14 protein-coding genes are annotated in these 18,617 nt (G+C 72.0%); 12 read left to right on the top strand and 2 right to left on the bottom strand.

What is annotated here, in order from left to right; translation table 11 throughout:
• Window positions 1–232: 232 nt before the first annotated feature.
• The 5 genes from FHS23_RS14235 (at window position 233) to proB (ending at window position 7,452) form a co-directional block, all read left to right on the top strand.
• On the top strand, window positions 233–3,802 hold the full coding sequence (locus tag FHS23_RS14235) for an Rne/Rng family ribonuclease (protein ID WP_183654792.1): 3,570 nt from the start codon (window positions 233–235) through the stop codon (window positions 3,800–3,802).
• Window positions 3,803–3,955: 153 nt separating this feature from the next.
• The gene (gene rplU, locus FHS23_RS14230; protein ID WP_183656051.1) at window positions 3,956–4,270 is read left to right on the top strand and encodes a 50S ribosomal protein L21; all 315 of its coding nucleotides are present in this window, start codon (window positions 3,956–3,958) and stop codon (window positions 4,268–4,270) included.
• Window positions 4,271–4,305: 35 nt separating this feature from the next.
• Entirely contained in the window at window positions 4,306–4,563 is a 258-nt protein-coding gene (gene rpmA / locus FHS23_RS14225) for a 50S ribosomal protein L27 (RefSeq protein WP_183654789.1), read from the top strand.
• Window positions 4,564–4,780: 217 nt separating this feature from the next.
• Window positions 4,781–6,256, top strand: coding sequence for a GTPase ObgE (gene obgE, locus FHS23_RS14220; RefSeq protein ID WP_183654786.1), 1,476 nt, complete (start codon window positions 4,781–4,783; stop codon window positions 6,254–6,256).
• An 83-nt stretch (window positions 6,257–6,339) separates the two neighbouring features.
• Window positions 6,340–7,452 carry a glutamate 5-kinase gene (proB, locus tag FHS23_RS14215; protein WP_183654783.1) on the top strand — a complete coding sequence of 371 codons (1,113 nt, stop codon included), beginning with the start codon at window positions 6,340–6,342 and terminating at the stop codon, window positions 7,450–7,452.
• Between the two features lie 10 nt (window positions 7,453–7,462).
• On the opposite strand, the gene FHS23_RS14210 is transcribed toward proB, so the two are convergent.
• Both FHS23_RS14210 and FHS23_RS14205 read right to left on the bottom strand, forming a co-directional pair.
• Complete coding sequence (locus FHS23_RS14210; protein WP_183654780.1) at window positions 7,463–8,749, bottom strand: MFS transporter; 1,287 nt, start codon at window positions 8,747–8,749, stop codon at window positions 7,463–7,465.
• A gap of 185 nt (window positions 8,750–8,934) precedes the next feature.
• A complete protein-coding gene (locus FHS23_RS14205) occupies window positions 8,935–11,004 on the bottom strand; it encodes a RecQ family ATP-dependent DNA helicase (RefSeq protein ID WP_221219599.1) in 2,070 nt (689 codons plus the stop codon).
• Between the two features lie 416 nt (window positions 11,005–11,420).
• On the opposite strand from FHS23_RS14205, the gene nadD reads away from it, so the two are divergent.
• The 7 genes from nadD to FHS23_RS14170 all read left to right on the top strand — a co-directional run bounded on the left by nadD (window position 11,421) and on the right by FHS23_RS14170 (window position 18,598).
• On the top strand, window positions 11,421–12,017 hold the full coding sequence (gene nadD, locus FHS23_RS14200) for a nicotinate-nucleotide adenylyltransferase (RefSeq protein ID WP_183654775.1): 597 nt from the start codon (window positions 11,421–11,423) through the stop codon (window positions 12,015–12,017).
• A gap of 78 nt (window positions 12,018–12,095) precedes the next feature.
• Window positions 12,096–12,497 carry a ribosome silencing factor gene (gene rsfS / locus FHS23_RS14195; RefSeq protein WP_183654772.1) on the top strand — a complete coding sequence of 134 codons (402 nt, stop codon included), beginning with the start codon at window positions 12,096–12,098 and terminating at the stop codon, window positions 12,495–12,497.
• Window positions 12,494–13,105, top strand: coding sequence for a histidine phosphatase family protein (locus FHS23_RS14190; RefSeq protein WP_183654757.1), 612 nt, complete (start codon window positions 12,494–12,496; stop codon window positions 13,103–13,105). Before rsfS ends, FHS23_RS14190 begins: the two co-directional genes overlap by 4 nt.
• Window positions 13,106–13,113: 8 nt before the next feature.
• Entirely contained in the window at window positions 13,114–13,893 is a 780-nt protein-coding gene (gene octT / locus FHS23_RS14185) for a diglucosylglycerate octanoyltransferase (RefSeq protein WP_183654754.1), read from the top strand.
• 9 nt (window positions 13,894–13,902) lie between these two features.
• Window positions 13,903–14,757, top strand: a complete 855-nt coding sequence (locus FHS23_RS14180; protein WP_183654752.1) for a DegV family protein — start codon at window positions 13,903–13,905, stop codon at window positions 14,755–14,757.
• Between the two features lie 650 nt (window positions 14,758–15,407).
• A complete protein-coding gene (locus tag FHS23_RS14175) occupies window positions 15,408–16,151 on the top strand; it encodes a ComEA family DNA-binding protein (protein ID WP_343053928.1) in 744 nt (247 codons plus the stop codon).
• Window positions 16,152–16,219: 68 nt separating this feature from the next.
• Window positions 16,220–18,598 (top strand): ComEC/Rec2 family competence protein, encoded by a 2,379-nt coding sequence (locus tag FHS23_RS14170; RefSeq protein ID WP_183656046.1) that lies wholly within the window; start codon window positions 16,220–16,222, stop codon window positions 18,596–18,598.
• Window positions 18,599–18,617 lie beyond the last annotated feature (19 nt).

The following is an 18,617-nucleotide window of genomic DNA, read 5'->3' as shown; positions in this document are numbered from 1 at the left end:
AGGTCGCGAACAGGGCGGCCGCGTCACCGCGGGACCCGCCAGATCGGGCACGTCGGAAGATCCGGCGCCCGGGTGGCACGAGTGACAACAGGATTCCCGCCGGTGGTGAGCCCACCACGGCGGTAAACAAGGAACGGCCCCTGTGCGGCCGCGTCCTGTGGTCCGGTGCCGGCAGCGAGGTGAGACACCTCGGCCGGACGGACGCAGGCGCGCCCGGGGGCGGAGGAGACATATGTCGAACGCGGACACACCCGCCGAGAACACCGGCGGGGCCGCCGCCACACCCACCGCACGTGCACTGGCGGACCTGCCCAATCGGGTGCGGGTCCACGCGCTGGCGAAACTGCTCGGCTCCAGCAGCCGGGAAGTGCTCGGGATGCTCGCCGACCTCGGCGAAACCGCCCGGAGCCCGCAGTCCAGCGTGCATCGCGACGTCGCGATGAAGGTCGCCGAGACGGCGGGTGTGCTCGCCGATGAGGGCGAGGCCGGAGCGGCCGAGACACCCGCCGCAGACGCGGCCACGACGCCGCAGGACACGGCGCAGGACACGGCGGCGCAGGACGCGGCGGCGGAGAACGTGACGGCGGAGAACGCGCCGGCTCAGGAGGCCACACCGGAGAAGGCGGCGGCACCGGAGGTCGTCACGCAGGACACCGCTGGGCAGGACACCGCTGGGCAGGAAAGCGCTGGGCAGGAAAGCGCTGGGCAGGACACCGCGCCGAAGGCCGCCGGGGGCGAGATCGCCGCGGCCCCGCACACGCCGCTGTTCGCGGCGCCGTCCCCGGTCTTCCTGCCGCCGGAGCCGACGGTCGACACGGCCCAGACGGGTGAGGCCACCGGCGATGCGGGGCAGGCCGAGCCCGCCTCGAACACGGACGAGGGCGCCGCGACCGCCGACGCGATCGAGCAGGACACGAGCGACGCCTCGGCCTCCGACGACGGTGGTGACGACCAGTCCGGTGACGGTGGCCGTCGGCGCCGCCGCAGGGGCCGCCGCGGTCGTGGCCGTGGCAAGGGCGGCGACGAGAACGGCGAGGACCAGCAGAGCGACGGCTCCGGTGAGCGCGACGACTCGCAGGGCGGGGAGTCGACGGCGAGCGACTCGTCTGCGGGCGAGGAGTCGTCGGGTTCCGAGGACCAGGCCGACGGTGGTGCCGACGGTGACGACGCCGACGGTGAGTCCGGCCAGTCCGAGTCGGGCAGCAAGCGCCGCAGGCGCCGTCGTCGCCGCAAGAGCGGCGGCGGGGACGACGGCGACGGCCAGTCGCAGGACGACCCGCCCAACACCGTCGTGCACGTCCGCGACGGCAAGCAGGACAAGGGCGACAAGGGCGACAAGAACGACAAGGGTGACAAGGACAAGGGCGGCGACGGTGTGCGCAGCGTCCGCGGGTCGACGCGGCTCGAGGCCAAGCGCCAGCGCCGCCGGGACGGCCGCGAGGCGGGCCGGCGCCGCGCCCCGATCCTGTCCGAGTCGGAGTTCCTCGCCCGGCGCGAATCGGTCGAGCGCACGATGGTCGTCCGGGAGCACGGCGACTCGACGCAGATCGGCGTGCTCGAGGACGGCGTGCTCGTGGAGCACTTCGTCACCTCTCAGGGCAGCGGCTCGATCGTCGGCAACGTCTACCTGGGCCGGGTGCAGAACGTGCTGCCGTCCATGGAGGCGGCGTTCATCGACATCGGCCGTGGTCGCAACGCCGTGCTGTACGCGGGTGAGGTCGACTGGGACGCAGCGGGCCTCGAAGGCAAGGCGCGCAAGATCGAACAGGCGCTCTCCAGTGGCGACCAAGTCCTGGTGCAGGTCACGAAGGACCCGGTCGGCCACAAGGGCGCCCGGCTGACCACGCAGATCTCGCTGCCGGGCCGGTTCCTGGTGTACGTGCCCTCGGGCGGTGCGACGGGCATCTCGCGCAAGCTGCCGGAGACCGAAAGGCGCAGGCTCAAGGACATCCTCAAGCGCATCGTCCCGGAGGACGCGGGTGTGATCATCCGCACCGCGTCCGAGGGCATCAGCGAGGAGGAGCTGGACCGCGACGTCCGCAGGCTGCAGGCGCAGTGGGAGGTCATCAAGGAGAAGTCGGAGTCGGCCTCCTCGTCGTCGGGCAAGAAGTCCGGTGCTCCCACGCTGCTCTACGAAGAGCCCGACCTGCTGGTCAAGGTCGTCCGGGACCAGTTCACCGAGGACTTCGTCAAGCTCGAGGTGCAGGGCCGGACGGCGTGGGAGACGATCAGCTCCTACGTCGAGCACGTGGCGCCGGACCTCATGGAGCGCGTCAAGCGCTACGTCGGCAACGGCAACGTGTTCGCCGACTACCGGATCGACGAGCAGATCACCAAGGCACTCGACCGCAAGGTGTGGTTGCCCTCGGGCGGCTACCTGGTGATCGACCGCACCGAGGCGATGACCGTCATCGACGTCAACACCGGCAAGTTCACCGGGTCGGGCGGCAACCTCGAGGAGACCGTCACGCGGAACAACCTGGAGTCGGCCGAGGAGATCGTCCGTCAGCTCCGGCTCCGCGACATCGGCGGCATCATCGTCATCGACTTCATCGACATGGTGCTGGAGTCGAACCGGGACCTCGTCCTGCGCAGGCTCACCGAGTGCCTCGGCCGTGACCGCACGCGGCACCAGGTCGCCGAGGTGACGTCGCTCGGCCTGGTGCAGATGACGCGCAAGCGCGTCGGCACCGGGCTGCTCGAGGCGTACTCGTCGACGTGCGAGCACTGCAAGGGCCGCGGCGTCCTCGTCTCGTCCGAGCCGAACACCGGCGGTCACCAGCACGGCAACGGTGGTGGCAACGGCGGTGGTCGCAAGCGCGGCCGCGGCAAGGGCGGCGATCAGCCGGACCAGGCCGACAAGTCGAAGCAGACCGACCAGGGTCGGACGCCGGAGCAGCGGGAATCCCTGGTGACGGCTGTCCAGGCGGTGGCCAACGCGTCGAAGGCGGCCAAGCACGAGGACTCCACGGAGGGCGACACCTCCGAGGCGGCCTCCGACGCCGCGGCCGCCGGTGACGCCGGCACGACCGAGGTCGAGCAGGCCGCGACGGGTTCGTCCACTGCGACGGAGGCGAACGGCCGGGAGACGTCCGGCAAGGCGGGCAGGCGCAGCCGTGACCGCAAGAGCCGCCGTGACCGGGGCGCACCCAAGGAGTCGGAGGTCGCGGAGTCGGTGGCCACGGTGCCGGACTCCGCCGATGCGGGTTCCGCACCGCAGGCCGAGGCTCTGCCGGCAGAGTCCGCGGCGCAGACCGAACCGGCTGCCGAGTCTGACGGTGCGGCGACCGGGTCGGCTGCGGAGCAGTCCACCTCGGAAGCCACAGCGCAGCAAACCGCAGCGCAGGAAGCCACAGCACAGGAAGCCACTGTGCAGGAATCGGCCGCGCCCACGGTGGAGGCCACCGAGGACACCCAGGCCACCGAGAACACGGCGACCGCTGGCACCGCGTCGTCCGCACCGGCCGGGGAGACGGCCGGCTCCGACGACACCGGCGGTGGCGCGCGTCGTGGCCGCCGCTCTGCCCGGCGCGCCGCGGGCAGGCCCACCGGGCCGGCCGCGGGCACCACGGGGAGTGGTGTCGAGGTGCAGACGGTGATGACCGGTACGATGAGCTCGTCGTCCTCCCCGGCCGAGCCGGGGAGTCAGAGCAACGGGACCTCCGACGCGAGCGTTCCGGGCACGGCGGAGCAGGACGCGACCTCGGTCGCGACCGTCTCCGCGGTGCGGAGCAGTACCCGGCGTCCGCGCCGGGCGGCGGGTCGGCCCGCAGGGCCTCCCGTCGATGACGAGAGCAGCTGATCGTGACCCCGGTGTCCCAGCGTCACCGGGTGCCACGTAAGCTGGACAGCGGCCTGCTGTTGGAGCGGGCCGCTACACGCGAAGGCTGGATCGCCTCGGGCGGTCCCCATCACGTGAGCCCCCACCCACAGTCGAGCAATGCAGGAGACTTCCGTGTCGGCGTATGCAGTCGTCCAGACCGGCGGCAAGCAGTACAAGGTCGCCGTTGGTGACGTCGTCGAGGTCGAGAAGCTCGAGGGCGAGCCGGGCACCGAGCACACCTTCCCCGCCGTGCTTCACGTTGACGGCGGCAAGGTCACGTCGGACGCCGACGCGCTGGCGAAGGTCTCGGTCACCGGCAAGGTCGTCGAGCAGACCAAGGGTCCGAAGATCCGGATCCACAAGTTCAAGAACAAGACCGGCTACCACAAGCGCCAGGGTCACCGTCAGAAGCTGACTCGCGTCGAGGTCACCGGAATCAGCAAGTAAGGCTTTCGCCTTTTCCCAGAGGAGACTGAGCTCAGATGTCAACCAAGAAGGGCGCTTCCAGCTCCAAGAACGGTCGGGATTCCAACCCGAAGTACCTCGGTGTGAAGCGGTTCGGTGGCCAGGTCGTGAAGGCCGGCGAGATCTTGATCCGGCAGCGCGGTACCAAGTTCCACCCGGGTGACAACGTCGGCCGTGGCGGTGACGACACGCTGTTCGCCCTGGCCCCTGGCTCGGTCGAGTTCGGCGAGAAGCGCGGCCGCAAGATGATCAACGTGGTTCCGGGCGAGGGCTGAACGGCCCGTCCAGCACCACGAGGAACTCCGACGAGGGGCGGGGCCGGAACATTTCCGGTCCCGCCCCTCGTTTTGCGTAGTACGCGATCGCGGCGCCGCATCTCGACACCGGAACGCCGCACACCGACCGTGCCCGCGCCGGGGACGCACCTCGACACCGGCCGTGTCCCGGCAACGCAGGTACCTCGACAGTGTCCGTATTTCGAAAGGCAGAGCCATGACAACCCGATTCGTCGACCGGGCGGTGATCCACCTGACCGCCGGCTCGGGTGGGAACGGTTGTGCTTCCGTGCACCGGGAGAAGTTCAAGCCGCTCGGCGGACCCGACGGTGGTAACGGCGGTGCGGGCGGCGACGTACTGCTCGTCGTCGACCCGGGGGTGCACACGCTGCTGGACTTCCACTTCCGGCCGCACGCGCGCGCGGGCAACGGCAAGCAGGGTCAGGGCAGCCATCGCAACGGCGCCGCGGGCGAGACGCTCGAACTCCGGGTCCCGGAGGGCACCGTCGTGCTCACCGAGGACGGCGAGGTGCTGGCCGATCTCGTGGGCGCCGGGACGACGTTCGTCGCCGCCAAGGGCGGCCGCGGCGGTCTCGGCAACGCCGCGCTGGCGTCGCGGGCCCGTAAGGCACCCGGGTTCGCACTCCTCGGCGAAGAAGGCGACTCCCGTGACCTGGTGCTCGAACTGCGTTCGATGGCCGACGTCGGCCTCCTCGGGTTCCCGTCGGCGGGCAAGTCGTCGCTGATCTCGGTGCTGTCCGCGGCCAAGCCGAAGATCGCCGACTACCCCTTCACGACGCTCGTGCCGAACCTCGGCGTCGTCACCGCGGGCGACACGGTGTTCACGATGGCCGACGTGCCCGGGCTCATCCCCGGCGCCAGCGGCGGTAAGGGCCTCGGCCTCGACTTCCTGCGGCACATCGAACGCTGTGCGGTGTTCGTGCACGTCATCGACTGTGCGACCTACGAGGCGGGTCGAGACCCGGTGTCGGACATCGACGCGCTGGAGGACGAGCTCGCCCGCTACACCCCGGCGCTGGGGGACAGTCTCGCCGACCGCCCGCGGTTGGTGGTGCTGAACAAGGTGGACGTGCCCGACGCGGCGGAGCTCGCGGAGTTCGTCCGACCGGACCTCGAGGAGCGCGGGCTGCGCGTGTTCGAGGTGTCCACGGTGTCGCGCCAGGGGCTGCGGGAGCTGAGTTTCGCACTCGGCGAGATCGTCGAGCGCACCCGCGCCGAGCGGCCTCCCGCGGAGCCGACCAAGGTCGTCCTCGCGCCGCAGGCCGTCGACGACAGCGGATTCACCGTCGAAACGGACCCCGGCGAGCCCGGTGGGTTCGTCGTCCGCGGGCCGAGGCCGGAACGGTGGATCAAGCAGACCAACTTCGCCAACGACGAGGCGGTCGGCTATCTCGGTGACCGCCTCAACCGCCTCGGCGTCGAGGAGGAGCTGGCCCGCATGGGGGCCGAGCCGGGCTGCCCCGTGACCATCGGCGACTACACGTTCGAGTGGGAACCGTCGACGCCGAGTGTCGCGACACAGCTGGCGGGACGCGGTACGGATCCGCGACTGGAACGCAGCGACCGCGTGTCGGCGGCCGACCGGAAGCAGGCGCGTCGCGCTCGCCGGGTCGCGGGCGAGGAGGACGGCGATCCGGACGGCCTGGAACCGGACGCGGACGATGACGAGTGACGGAGGTCGGCACCACGCGGCGGCGGCCGGTGCGCGGAGACGACGGCGACGGAAACGGAGTGTTGCGGTGAGTGAGGGCGCCGGTGAGTGAGGCACGTGCGGCCATCGCGGGTGGAAGTCGGGTCGTCGTCAAGGTCGGATCGTCGTCGCTGACGACCGCCGACGACGGCCTCGACGTCGCCCGCCTCGATGCCCTTGTCGACGCCGTCGCGGGCCGGGTCGGGAGCGACGGCCAGGTCGTGCTCGTGTCGTCCGGTGCGATCGGCGCGGGTCTCGCCCCGCTCTCGCTCGACACCCGTCCGCGGGATCTGGCCACGCAGCAGGCCGCGGCCAGCGTCGGCCAGCTCACGCTCGCGCACGCGTACGCCGCGTCGTTCGGCCGCTACGACCTCACCGTCGGGCAGGTACTGCTGACGTCCAACGACGTCGTCCGGCGCGCGCACTACCGCAACGCCGAACGGACCCTGGCGCGGTTGCTGGCCCTCGACGCCGTTCCGGTCGTCAACGAGAACGACACGGTCGCCACCGAGGAGATCCGGTTCGGCGACAACGACAGATTGGCCGCGCTCGTAGCGCACCTCGTCCAGGCGGACGGCCTGATCCTGCTGTCCGATGTGGACGCACTGTATGACGGTGATCCACGGGCGGGCGGTACGCGGAAGATCGCCGAGGTGACAGGCGAGTCGGATTTGGACGGTCTGAAGGTAGGCATGTCCAGTTCCGGCCTCGGTACCGGCGGCATGATGTCGAAGGTCGCCGCCGCGAGGATGGCCGCCTCCAGTGGGATCCCGGTGCTCGTCGCGGCCGCGGCGGACGCCCGGCGCGCGTTGACCGGCGCGGACGTCGGCACCGCGTTCCATGCCGCGGACAAGCGGCTGTCGGCACGCAGATTCTGGCTCGGCTATGCCGCGGGGACAGAAGGCAGGCTGCAGCTCGACGACGGTGCGGTCGCCGCGGTCGTCGGCAAACGCAGGTCGCTGCTCGCGGCAGGCATCGTCGGCGTGGACGGCGACTTCCGCGCCGGCGACGTCGTCGACCTCGTCGATCCTGCGCAGCAGGTCGTCGCCAGGGGCGTGGTGGCCTACGACGTCACCGAGCTGCCCGAGATGATCGGCCGCTCGACCCACGAACTACCCGACGAACACCGCCGCGAGGTCGTGCACGCCGACGACCTGGTGCCGATCGGCCGGCATTGAACTCCCGGCGTCAGCGCAGCTCGGAGCCGCGGGTCTCGGGCAGGCGGAGGATGACGAGGAACGCCACTGCGGAGGCGGCCGCGACGTACCAGAAGAACGCCACTCCGGCGCCCGCGTCGGACAACGCCGTGATGACGAGCGGAGCCGTACCGCCGAACAGCGCGACCGTGAGGTTGTACCAGGCCCCGATGCCGAGGGCGCGCACCGAGGTCGGGAACAGCTCGCTCATGATCGCCGGTGCGATCGACGTCATCGCCGTGTAGAGGCCGAGTCCGACACAGAACACCAGGAGCAGCCCGCCGAAACCGGGTCCCACGAGACTCGACAACGGCACGATCAGCACCGCCGTCGCGGCGGACCAGACCAGTAGCTGCGGCTTGCGGCCGAGGCGGTCGGCCAGTGCGCCCATCGGGTACTGCAGTGCGATGAAGAGGGCCGTCGCGATCGACAGGGCGAGGAACACGTCGACGTCGTCGGCGCCCCGCGAGTTGACCGCGAACGGGGTGAGTGCGCTGAAGAAGGTGTAGTAGCACAGCGTCGACAGCATCGTGAACCCGACGAGAAGGCCGACGGCCTTCGGATGCTTGCTCAACGTCGTCAACAGTGGATGCCGCACCCGCCGGGCGGTGGCCTTGTTGTCCTCGAACTGCTCGGTCTCCGCGAGCGTGCGGCGCAGCCACAGCGCCACCAGGCCCAGCACGCCGCCCAGCAGGAACGGCAGCCGCCAGCCCCAGTCGTAGAGCTGGGCCTCTGACATGCCGCGGGCGAGCGCGAAGCCGAGCAGCGAGGCGAGCAGCACCGCCGACCCGGTGGAGATGTAGAAGAACGACGAGTAGCGGCCGCGGCGCTCGGGAGGCGCGATCTCGCCGAGATACGCCGACGCGTTCGACACCTCGCCGCCGAGTGACAAGCCCTGCGCGACCCGAGCGAGCAGCAACAGGATCGGCGCGAGCCAGCCCACCTGCTCGAACGTAGGAAGGACGCCGATCATGATGGATCCGCCCGCCATGAGCAGGATCGTGAAGATCATCGCCGGCTTGCGCCCGCGTACGTCGGCGAGCCTGCCGATCAGCATCCCGCCGAGTGGGCGGAAGAAGAAGGCGAGCGCGTACGTGGCGAACGTGTTGATCGTCGCCAGCTCGCCGGGGAAGAACGCACTGGCGAAGTAGATGCTGAACGTCGCGTAGATGGTCCAGTCGAACCATTCCAGCGCGTTGCCCGCGCTCGCCGCGACCAGCCTGCGTACCGGGAGCCGGTGACGGGTGATGCGGGATGCGGGCACGTGCGACTCGACCATGTCGGCCCTCCACCTCGACGTGGGATGCCTGGCCACGATGCGTGCTGCGCCGCGGCAGAACGCACGGTGACACAGTGAGCCGCGCAACGGAAGCCACCGGACGCGCGATCCGCACCGGGCACATCGGACCCGCGTCGTCGCGCACCGGTCATATCGGGCACGCGGCGACCGTCACGGCGGCCCGGTCAGCTCGTCGACGCCAGTGCGAGAGGCAGGACGGCGTCCGCCCCGGCCCGCCGTAGCAGCCGGGCACCGACCGTCATCGTCCACCCGGTGTCGACGAGGTCGTCGACGAGCAGTACCGGGCCTGTCAGTTCGCTCAGCGCGGCGTGGAGGTCCACGGGGACCCGGAGCCGCTGCCACAGGTCCGCGAGGCGCACCGCGCTGTTGGCACGGCGCGGCGGCGGCCCGTCGGCCTCGAGCGTGCCGAGCAGCGGCAGCCTGCCGACCGAGGCGAGCCTGCCCGCCAGATCCGTCGTCAACCGTGGGCGCCGTTGCGAGTCCATCGCGACGATGCCGACCGGCCGGGCCTCCCATTCCCACGACGCCAGCACGGCGATACAGGCCTGGACCAGTTCGTCGGGAACAGGCCCGTCGGGTGCTTCCGGGCCGAGCAGGTCGCGCAGCCGGCCGCCCCACGCGACGTCGGTGAGCCTGCCGACGACTCGTCCAGGGGCGGCCTGATCGTCGGCGCCGATGCGACCGGAGAGCGGGACGTCGAGCGCCGCCAGGCCGGTCGGCCACTGCTTCCGCAGGGCGATCTCGACGCCGGGCTTGGCCAGTGCGTCGGCCGTCTCGCCCACGACCTCGTCGGCGACGAGGGACGGCCAGCGCTCGCCGGTGCAGTTGTCGCACCGGCCGCACGGCTGCGCGTGCGGATCGTCGAGCTGCCTGCGCAGGAACTCCATGCGGCAGCCGTCGGTGGCTGCGTAGTCGACCATGGCCTGTTGCTCGGCCTCGCGGGCGATGCGTACCCGGTCGTAACGCTCGGCGTCGTAACTCCACGGTGCGCCGGTGCCGATCCAGCCGCCCTTGACCCTCCGGACCGCGCCGTCGACGTCGAGCACCTTCAGCACCATCTCCAGACGCGAACGGGACAGTTCCACGCGTGGCTCGAGCGCCGCCGTCGAGAGTGGACGGTCGGCGTGCGCCAGCGCGTCGAGCACCTGGTTGACGCGGTGCTCGTCGGGGAACGCCAGCGATCCGAAGTAGTCCCAGATCGCCTTGTCACCCGCGCCGGGCAGGAGCACCACCTCGGCACGCTCCACACCGCGGCCGGCGCGGCCGACCTGTTGGTAGTAGGCGATCGGCGACGACGGAGCGCCCAGGTGGACGACGAACCCCAGGTCGGGCTTGTCGAATCCCATGCCGAGTGCGGAGGTGGCGATGACGGCCTTGACCTTGCTCGCGAGGAGGTCGTCCTCGATGGCCTGCCGGTCGGCGGGATCGGTCTTACCGGTGTAGGCGGCGACCTCGTGGCCGCGCCGGGCGAGCAGGGCCGCGGTGTCGTGGGCGGCGGCGACCGTGAGGGTGTAGACGATGCCCGAACCGGGCAGCTGCTCGAGATGCTCGGCGAGCCAGGCCAGCCGCGCCGTTTCCGTCGGGGTGTCGACCACCGACAGACGCAGGCTCTCGCGGTCCAGCGGGCCCCGCAGCACGAGCGTGTCGGACCGCCTGCCGATGCCGAGCTGTTCGGCGACGTCGGTGACGACGCGGTCGTTCGCCGTCGCCGTCGTGGCCAGTACGGGGACGCCGTCGGGAAGTTCCGCCAGCAGCGTGCGGAGCCTGCGGTAATCCGGGCGGAAGTCGTGACCCCAGTCCGAGATGCAGTGGGCCTCGTCCACCACGAGCAGGCCTGCGGACGCCGCCAGCTCGGGCAGCACGGCGTCGCGGAAGTCCGGGTTGTTGAGACGTTCGGGACTGACCAGCAACACGTCGATCTCGCCCGCGTCGACGCCGGTCCGCACCTCGTCCCATTCCTGTTGGTTGGCCGAGTTCATCGTCGCGGCGCGGATGCCCGCCCGGGAGGCTGCCGAGATCTGGTTCCGCATCAGCGCGAGCAGCGGCGAGATGATCACCGTCGGCCCGGCGCCCCGCTCGCGGAGCAGCGCCGTGGCCAGGAAGTACACCGCCGATTTGCCCCAGCCCGTGCGCTGCACGACGAGTGCGCGCCGGTGTTCCGCGACGAGGGCCTCGATCGCGGTCCACTGGTCGTCGCGCAGCTGCGCGTGCTCGCCCGCCAGCGCGCGCAGCAGTGTCGCGGCCCGGCCGCGGAGGCCTGCGCCGGAATCCGTGCCGGCGCCGTCGTCGGGGGCGGGGCGGCTGCTGACGGGATGCTCGCCGGAGCCGTGTTCCTCGGTAGTCACGGGTCCAGCTCTACACCCCGCAGCCGACACTGTCCGCGCCGCGGGGCGGTTTTCCGTCGCGAAGGGGCCCCTCGTGCCGGAATGTGACCCAGGACACGAGAAATCGGCGTCATGGGGCTCCGGCGCCGAGGTCTCATCCGCGATCGGAACGGGGACCCGGTCGCCGGCGTGGTGCGGCCCCCAGGTCACCACGCCGCCCCCGTGTGGTGCGGGCCGACCCGGCAGGGGAGGGCCGGCCCGCACCACACGGATCAACACCGGCGCGGATCGATGTCCGTATCGGAGGCCGTATAGGGTGGGTGCTCATGTCGTCGCGCCGCATCGGGGTCATGGGGGGAACCTTCGACCCCGTGCACCATGGCCATCTCGTCGCCGCCAGCGAAGTCCAGGCCCGTTTCGGACTCGACGAGGTCGTCTTTGTCCCGACGGGTCAGCCGTGGCAGAAGACCGATCGGGTGGTGACCCCCGCCGAGGACCGCTACCTGATGACCGTCATCGCCACCGCGTCGAACCCGGTCTTCTCCGTCAGCAGGGTGGACATCGACCGCGGTGGCCAGACCTACACCGTCGACACGCTGCGTGACCTGCGCGTGCAGTATCCCGACGACGACCTGTTCTTCATCACCGGCGCCGACGCGCTCCAGCAGATCCTCACGTGGCGCGCCGCCGACGAGGTGTTCGCCAACGCCCACTTCATCGGTGTGACCCGGCCCGGGTACCGCCTCGACGACGACCACCTGCCGCCCGGCAAGGCCAGTCTCGTCGAGGTCACGGCGATGGCGATCTCGTCGACGGCGCTGCGTGAGCGCGTCGCCGGCGGCGAACCGGTGTGGTACCTGGTGCCCGACGGTGTCGTCCGCTACATCCACAAACGCGGGCTGTATCGCGCGGATCACGACTGACCGGGCGGAGGCGACGGGCGCGTCCGCCCTTCCGGGTACCCTGCATCCGGCGTACGTACTAATCCGGAGGGCACCACCGTGGCAGCGACGGCCGAAGCACGAGACCTCGCGAACGTGGCCGCGCACGCGGCCGCGGACAAGAAAGCGACCGACATCGTCGTGCTCGACGTCTCCGATCAGCTCATCATCACCGACGCGTTCGTCATCGCGTCCGCGCCGAACGAACGGCAGGTCGGTGCGATCGTCGACAACGTCGAGGAGAAGATGCGCAAGGCCGGGCACAAGCTCGTCCGCCGTGAGGGTGAGCGGGAAGGCCGCTGGGTCCTGCTCGACTTCGTCGACGTCGTGGTCCACGTCCAGCACGACGAGGAACGCGCCTTCTACGGCCTCGAGCGCCTGTGGAAGGACTGCCCGCAACTCGAGGTCGACGGCCTCGACGAGGCCGTGGCCCGCGCAGCCGAGGAATCGGACGCCCAGTGAGCGTCGAACGGATCGTGCTCTGGCGGCACGGCGAAACCGACTACAACGCCGCGGGCCGCATGCAGGGTCACCTCGACTCGGCACTCACCGAGGTGGGTTGGAACCAGGCGCGGTTCGCCGTGGCAGCCCTCACGCGGTTCGAACCGGACCTGGTGATCGCCTCCGACCTGCGCCGGGCCACCGACACCGCGACGGTGCTGACCGACGCGATCGGCGTTCCGCTGCGGCTCGACAAGCGGCTGCGGGAGACGCATCTCGGCGAGTGGCAGGGTATGACCGGCGCCGAGGTGGACGCACAGGCGCCCGGTGAGCGGGACCGGTGGCGACTCGACGCGGCGTGGGCCCCGCCCGGCGGCGAGTCCCGTGTCGACGTCGCCGAACGTGCCGGGGAGGTCGTTGCCGATCTGGTTCGTGACGACGAGGAGTACGGCACCGTGCTGCTTGCGGCCCACGGTGGCCTGATCCTCGCGCTGACCGCCTACCTGGTGGACCTGCCCGTGGCGCTGTGGCCGTCGCTCGGTGGCATCGGCAACTGCCACTGGGTGGACCTGAGTCGTCGCGACGACCGCTGGCGCCTGCAGGCCTACAACGCGGGTATGACGGGATAGCACCGGCGATGGCGGATCAGGCACCGACGACCGCGCCACGGATTCTGGTGCTCGGCGATTCGCTGAGCTTCCATGGACCTGACAGCGGACATCCGGCCGACGAACCCCGCCTGTGGCCGAACGTGTGCGCCCGCGACATCGGCGGCGAGGCCGTGTTGTTCGCGGGTTTCGGATGGACGGCGCGTGACGCGTGGTGGGCGCTGATCGGCGACCCGCAGCTGTGGGCCGAGCTGCACCGCGCCGACGTCGTCGTGCTGGCCGTCGGCAGCATGGACACGTTGCCGTCACCGTTGCCGACGTACCTGCGCACCGGATTGCGTTACCTGCGCCCCGACGGGCTCCGGCGGTTCGCCCGCGGCGCCTACCGTCGCGCGCAGCCTGCGTTGGCCCGCCTCACGCGGGGCAGGCCCGCCGTGCTGCCTTCCCGGTTGACCGTCCGCTATCTCGACACCGCCGTCGGCGCGCTGCGCGTCCTGCGTTCGGAGCTGCCGATCGTGGGCTGGCTGCCGTCGGTGCACCGGTCCGCCGACTACGGCCGGGTGCACAGCGAACGCGCGGCGACCGCGGCGAGGCTCGACGCGTGGGCCGAGCGCACCGGCGTCCCGATGCTCGACGTGGCGGCAGTCGTCGGCGAGCACGTCCTCGGCGGGCACGGCAATCCCGACGGCATGCACTGGGGCTGGGACGGTCACGCCGCCGTGGGACACGCCATGGCGGAACGGATCGCGGCGATGCTGCCCGGCGTGGCGCCCGCGCCGGTCGTCGGCGGCGAGGCCCGCGGAACGTAGGGTGGCGGCGTGCCGGTCGCCGTCGTCACCGATTCCACCGCCCATCTCCCGGAAGGCTTCGCCGAACGTGCCGGTATCCGGGTGGTCCCGCTGCACGTGCTCGTCGACGGGACGGCTGTGCCGTCCGGCGAGTTCGGACCCGAGGCCCTGACCGGTGCGCTGCGGCGCAAACGGATCGTGACCACGTCGCGGCCGACCCCGGCGGAGCTCGCGGCGGAGTTCCGGGCGGCGCTCGACGCGGGTGCCGACTCGGTCGTGTCGATACACCTGTCGAAACGCCTGTCGGGCACCTGGGAGGCCGCGGTGCTGGCGGCGCAGGAGGTCGGGCCGGATCGCGTGCGGGTCGTGGACTCGCGGACGACGGCCATGGGACTCGGCTTCGCAGCGGGCCACGCAGCGGCCGCGGCGCGATCCGGTGTGACCGGTGAGGAGGTCGAGGACGCCGCGACCGCGGCTGCGGCTCGGTCGCGGACCCTGTTCGTGGTCGAGACCCTCGAACATCTGCGCCGCGGTGGGCGGATCGGCCACGCCGCGGCGCTGCTCGGCACGGCACTGATGGTCAAACCGGTACTGCACATGGCCGACGGGGAGATCACGCCCCTCGAGAAGGTACGCACCACGAGCAGGGCGATGACCCGGCTGGTCGAGTTGGCGGCGGAGGCAGCCGGAGGCGAGTCGGACGTGGAGGTCGCCGTGCACCACCTGGCCGCACCGGACCGTGCTGCCGAGCTGGCCACGCGGCTGGACGAGCGTCTGCCCAGCTCGCGAGGGTGCGTCGTCAGCGAACTCGGCGCGGTGATCGGCGCGCACACCGGCCCCGGCGTGCTCGGCGTCGTCGTGCAGCCCCCGGTGCCCGAGCCGTGACCAAGGCCGGTGGAACGGTGACGTAAGAGCGGTGACGACGGGCAGTGGGTGATGAGGCAGCGGGTGCCGGGGCAGCGGTGAGGACGGGGCAGCGGGTGCCGGGGCGGGACGCGTGATCAGCCGGCAGGGCGGCGCGGCATCGTAGTACACCCCACCGACAGTGATCGGCGGATCCTGTCCTCGGCCAGGAAGTTGTCCACACACCCCCGCCTGTCCACAGAGCCGGACATTCCCTCTGCCGCGTCGCTCGCCGGCTTCCTAACGTCGAGCGTGTGTTCGACGAAACAACGCAGGTTCGGGCCGGTCGCTCCGCCACGACCGCCTCGCGCGGACCGCATCGACGACTGGCGGACCTGGCCGCGCTCGCGCCTCTCGACGGCACTCCGGAAGAGCCGCCGGACCGCACACCGGCGTGTCCGCCGGCGGGTGACGAGGCCGCACGCCGTGGTGTGATTCCCGCGCGAACTCGCGACGCACCGTCGCATGCGGGCCCGTCCACATCCACCGGGAAAGCCGCGCCGTCGGACGACACCGCGCCGCTGGACGACACCGCGCCGCCGGACGACACCGCGCCGTCGGACGACGGCGTACGCGCGTACGGGGGCGCCGGTCCTCCGTCGGATGAGACCGGGGGCCGGCACGAGAATCCGGTGCCTGCGGTTCTGCGTGCCCGTGCCGGGCGGCTCGTCGAACGATGGGTGCCCGCCGGGGCACGCCGCGGGCCGTCGCGCCGGGTGATCGCGTCCGTGGCGGCGGGGGTCGTGGTAGCGCTCGGACTTGCCGGGTTCGTATTCGCCGCCGAACCCGCGGCCGAAGCCCCACCGCCGTTGCCCGCGGCCCACGCGGAGCCGTCGTCCGGGTCGCCGCAGCCGAGCTCGCAGGCGGGGTCGGCGACCCCGGTCACGTCCGGTTCGGGAGCGGCGGGTGGCTCGCCGGAACGGCTGGTGGTCAGTGTGGTCGGCAAGGTGCGGAAACCCGGCCTCGTGCGGGTGCGCGCCGGCGCGCGCGTGGCCGACGCGGTCGAATCCGCCGGCGGTGCGCCGCGCCGCGCCGACCTGTTGTCCGTCAACCTGGCTCGCGAGCTCGTGGACGGCGAGCAGATCTACGTCGGGGTGTCGGTGCCGCCGGGAGTGAGCACCGGCGCCGAGGGCCGTGGCGCGACAGCCGAGACGGCCGGGGCGGACGGCGAGGCCGACGAGGAACCCGTGCCGCTGAACTCGGCCGATCAGGAGGAGCTGGAGAGCCTGCCCGGCGTCGGTGAGGTCACGGCCCGGCGGATCCTGGAGTGGCGCGACGAGCATGGCCGGTTCACCGCGGTGGAACAGCTGCGCGAGGTCGACGGTATCGGGACCAAACGCTTCGAATCGTTGCGCGACGCGGTGAGCGTCGCGTGACCGTCGCCGCAGGCCTCGGCGCGGCATCCGAGGTCACCGCCGACCCGTCGTACCGCGCACGGCGGGACATGCGGTTGGTGCCCGCAGCGTCGGTCGTCTGGGCCGGTTCCCTCGCCGGGTTCCAGTGGGGTTGGCAGGCGGCGGTCACGGTGGGTGGCCTCGCCGCCGTGGCGGGGTTTCTCGTCGCGGCGCATGCGAGGCGTCGCCGGTGGCCCAGGGTCGCCGCGGCGGCGGTGGCCCTGGGCGTGTGCGGACCTCTGGTGCTGGTGCCGGTCGGCATCCGGGTCCATGACGTGACCGACGATCCCCTTCGCGCGGTGGCCGCAGACGGCGCCGACGTTCGGCTGCGGGCCGAGGTGCGGGAACGGCCGCGCCCGCTCCGGGACGACGGCTACGGAGGCCGCCGTGGTGGAGTCCGGTCCGTACTGGTGCCGGTCGACGTCGTGCGGGTTGCGGACGTGGGCGACGACGGCGTCGCGGCGGCGGACAGCGACAGGAGCGGCGTCTCCTCGACGGGCCGCGTACTGCTCATCGCACCGGCTGGGGAGTGGACGGATCTCCTGCCGGGCCAGCGGTTCGGCACGTCGGTCTCGTTGGCACCGGCCCGTCCCGGGGACATGACCGTGGCGGTGGGTTACGTGCGCGGCCCGCCGGAGCGAGTCGGCACCGCGTCCTGGTGGCAGCGGTCGGCCGACGTCGTGCGCACCGCGCTGCGGGAGGCCGCAGGCGTGCTCGGCGACGACGAGGCGGGCCTGCTTCCCGGGCTCGTCGTCGGCGACACCGGTGCGCAGTCGGCGCGCGTGGAGGAGGAGTTCCTCGACGCGGGACTGTCCCATCTCACGGCCGTGTCCGGATCCAACGTCGCCATCGTGTGCGGAGCCGTTCTCCTCCTGGCCCGTGCGGTCCGGCTCGGCCCCCGCACCTCCGCCGGCGTGGCCGGGCTGGCGCTGGCCGCGTTCGTGGTGCTCGTCGGGTACGAGCCGAGCGTGCTGCGTGCCGCGGTGATGGGTGCACTGGGGCTGGCCGCACTGGTGCTCGGACGCCGCCGGTCGGTGGTGCCGGCGTTGGCCGTCGCCGTCTGTGGGCTGATACTGGTCGACCCCGCGATGGCCACGAGCATGGGTTTCGCGTTGTCGGTCGTCGCGACCGGCGGACTGGTGTTCCTGGCGCCCCGGTGGGCCGCGGCGCTCGCCGCCCGCCGGGTACCTCCCGGTGCCGCTGAGGCGCTCGCCGTGCCGGTGGCCGCCTTCGTCGCCACGGCGCCGGTCATCGCCGGGATGGCGGGCGAGGTCAGCCTGGTGTCCGTCGCCGCGAACCTGCTCGCCGCGCCGGTGGTCGCTCCGGTCACGGTGCTGGGCGTCGCGGCGGCCGCACTGGCCGTTCCCCTGCCCGCTGCCGCGGAGATCCTGGTGCACCTCGCCGGACCAGGGGTGAGTTGGCTGGTGGTCGTCGCTAGGGAGGCGGCCGCCGTGCCCGGTGCGGTCGTGTCGTGGCCCACGGGTTGGTGGGGCGGGATCGCCGCAGCCGGAATCGTCGTCGGTGGCGTGGTGGCCCTGCGGTATCGGAAGACGCGGGTGGCCGTGGCCGTCGTGGTGACGGGCATGCTCGTGGTCACCCTGCCGCCGCGGTGGTGGCAGCCCGGGTGGCCGCCCGAGAACTGGGCGGTCGTGGCGTGCGACGTCGGACAAGGGGACGGGATCGTGCTGGCGACCGGGAGTCCGGGCCGCGCGGTGGTCGTCGACGCCGGGCCCGACCCCCGGACGATCGACCGCTGCCTCGACCGGCTGGACGTGGAGCGCGTGCCGCTGCTGGTCCTCAGTCACCTCCACGCCGACCACGTCGGTGGCCTGCGGGCCCTGCTGGACGATCGCAGCGTCGGAGGGGTCGCGGTCGGCGGCGGACGCAGCCCGGCGTGGGCGTGGCGTGAGGTGTCCGGCGCGGCGCGTCGCAGCGGGACGCCGCTCGTCGAGCTCTCCACGGGCGAGCGACTGCGCTGGGAGACGCTCACGATCGACGTGCTCGGCCCGCACCACACCCCGCAACGCGCACGGGCGGGCGAGAGCGAGGACGGCACGGTCGTCAACGACACGTCCCTCGTGCTACGGGCGTCGACACGGGCGGGTCGCGTGGTGCTCAGCGGCGACATCGAATTGGCGGCTCAGAGCGATCTGCTCGCCCGCGACGTCGACCTGCGCGCCGACGTGCTCAAAGTGCCGCATCACGGCAGCCGCTACACCCGGCCCGAGTTCCTCACCGCGGTGCGGCCGCGCATCGCGCTGGTGAGCGTCGGCGCGGACAATGAGCACGGCCATCCCAGTGCCGTCACGCTGCGGACCCTGGAAGCGGCGGGCGCACTCGTCGCGCGCACCGACCGAGGAGGGGACCTCGCCGTGGTGCCCGGCGACGGGGCGGCACCCGTCCTCGTCCGGCGCGGGCCGGGACCGTGACGGCCCGCGCCGGAGAGGC

Origin of the sequence: Prauserella isguenensis (genome assembly GCF_014191605.1) — a bacterium.
Taxonomy (GTDB): Bacteria; Actinomycetota; Actinomycetes; order Mycobacteriales; family Pseudonocardiaceae; genus Prauserella; species Prauserella isguenensis.
Note: the sequence above shows the minus strand (reverse complement) of the source record. Positions and strands in the feature narration are given on the sequence as shown.

Bases quoted from the DNA above. Each gene is read 5' to 3' on its own strand.
- FHS23_RS14235 (WP_183654792.1), top strand. From the start codon at position 233: ATGTCGAACGCGGACACACCCGCCGAGAACACCGGCGGGGCCGCCGCC.
- rpmA (WP_183654789.1), top strand. From the start codon at position 4,306: ATGTCAACCAAGAAGGGCGCTTCCAGCTCCAAGAACGGTCGGGATTCC.
- obgE (WP_183654786.1), top strand. From the start codon at position 4,781: ATGACAACCCGATTCGTCGACCGGGCGGTGATCCACCTGACCGCCGGC.
- FHS23_RS14210 (WP_183654780.1), bottom strand. From the start codon at position 8,749: ATGGTCGAGTCGCACGTGCCCGCATCCCGCATCACCCGTCACCGGCTC.
- nadD (WP_183654775.1), top strand. From the start codon at position 11,421: ATGTCGTCGCGCCGCATCGGGGTCATGGGGGGAACCTTCGACCCCGTG.
- octT (WP_183654754.1), top strand. From the start codon at position 13,114: ATGGCGGATCAGGCACCGACGACCGCGCCACGGATTCTGGTGCTCGGC.
- FHS23_RS14170 (WP_183656046.1), top strand. From the start codon at position 16,220: ATGCGGTTGGTGCCCGCAGCGTCGGTCGTCTGGGCCGGTTCCCTCGCC.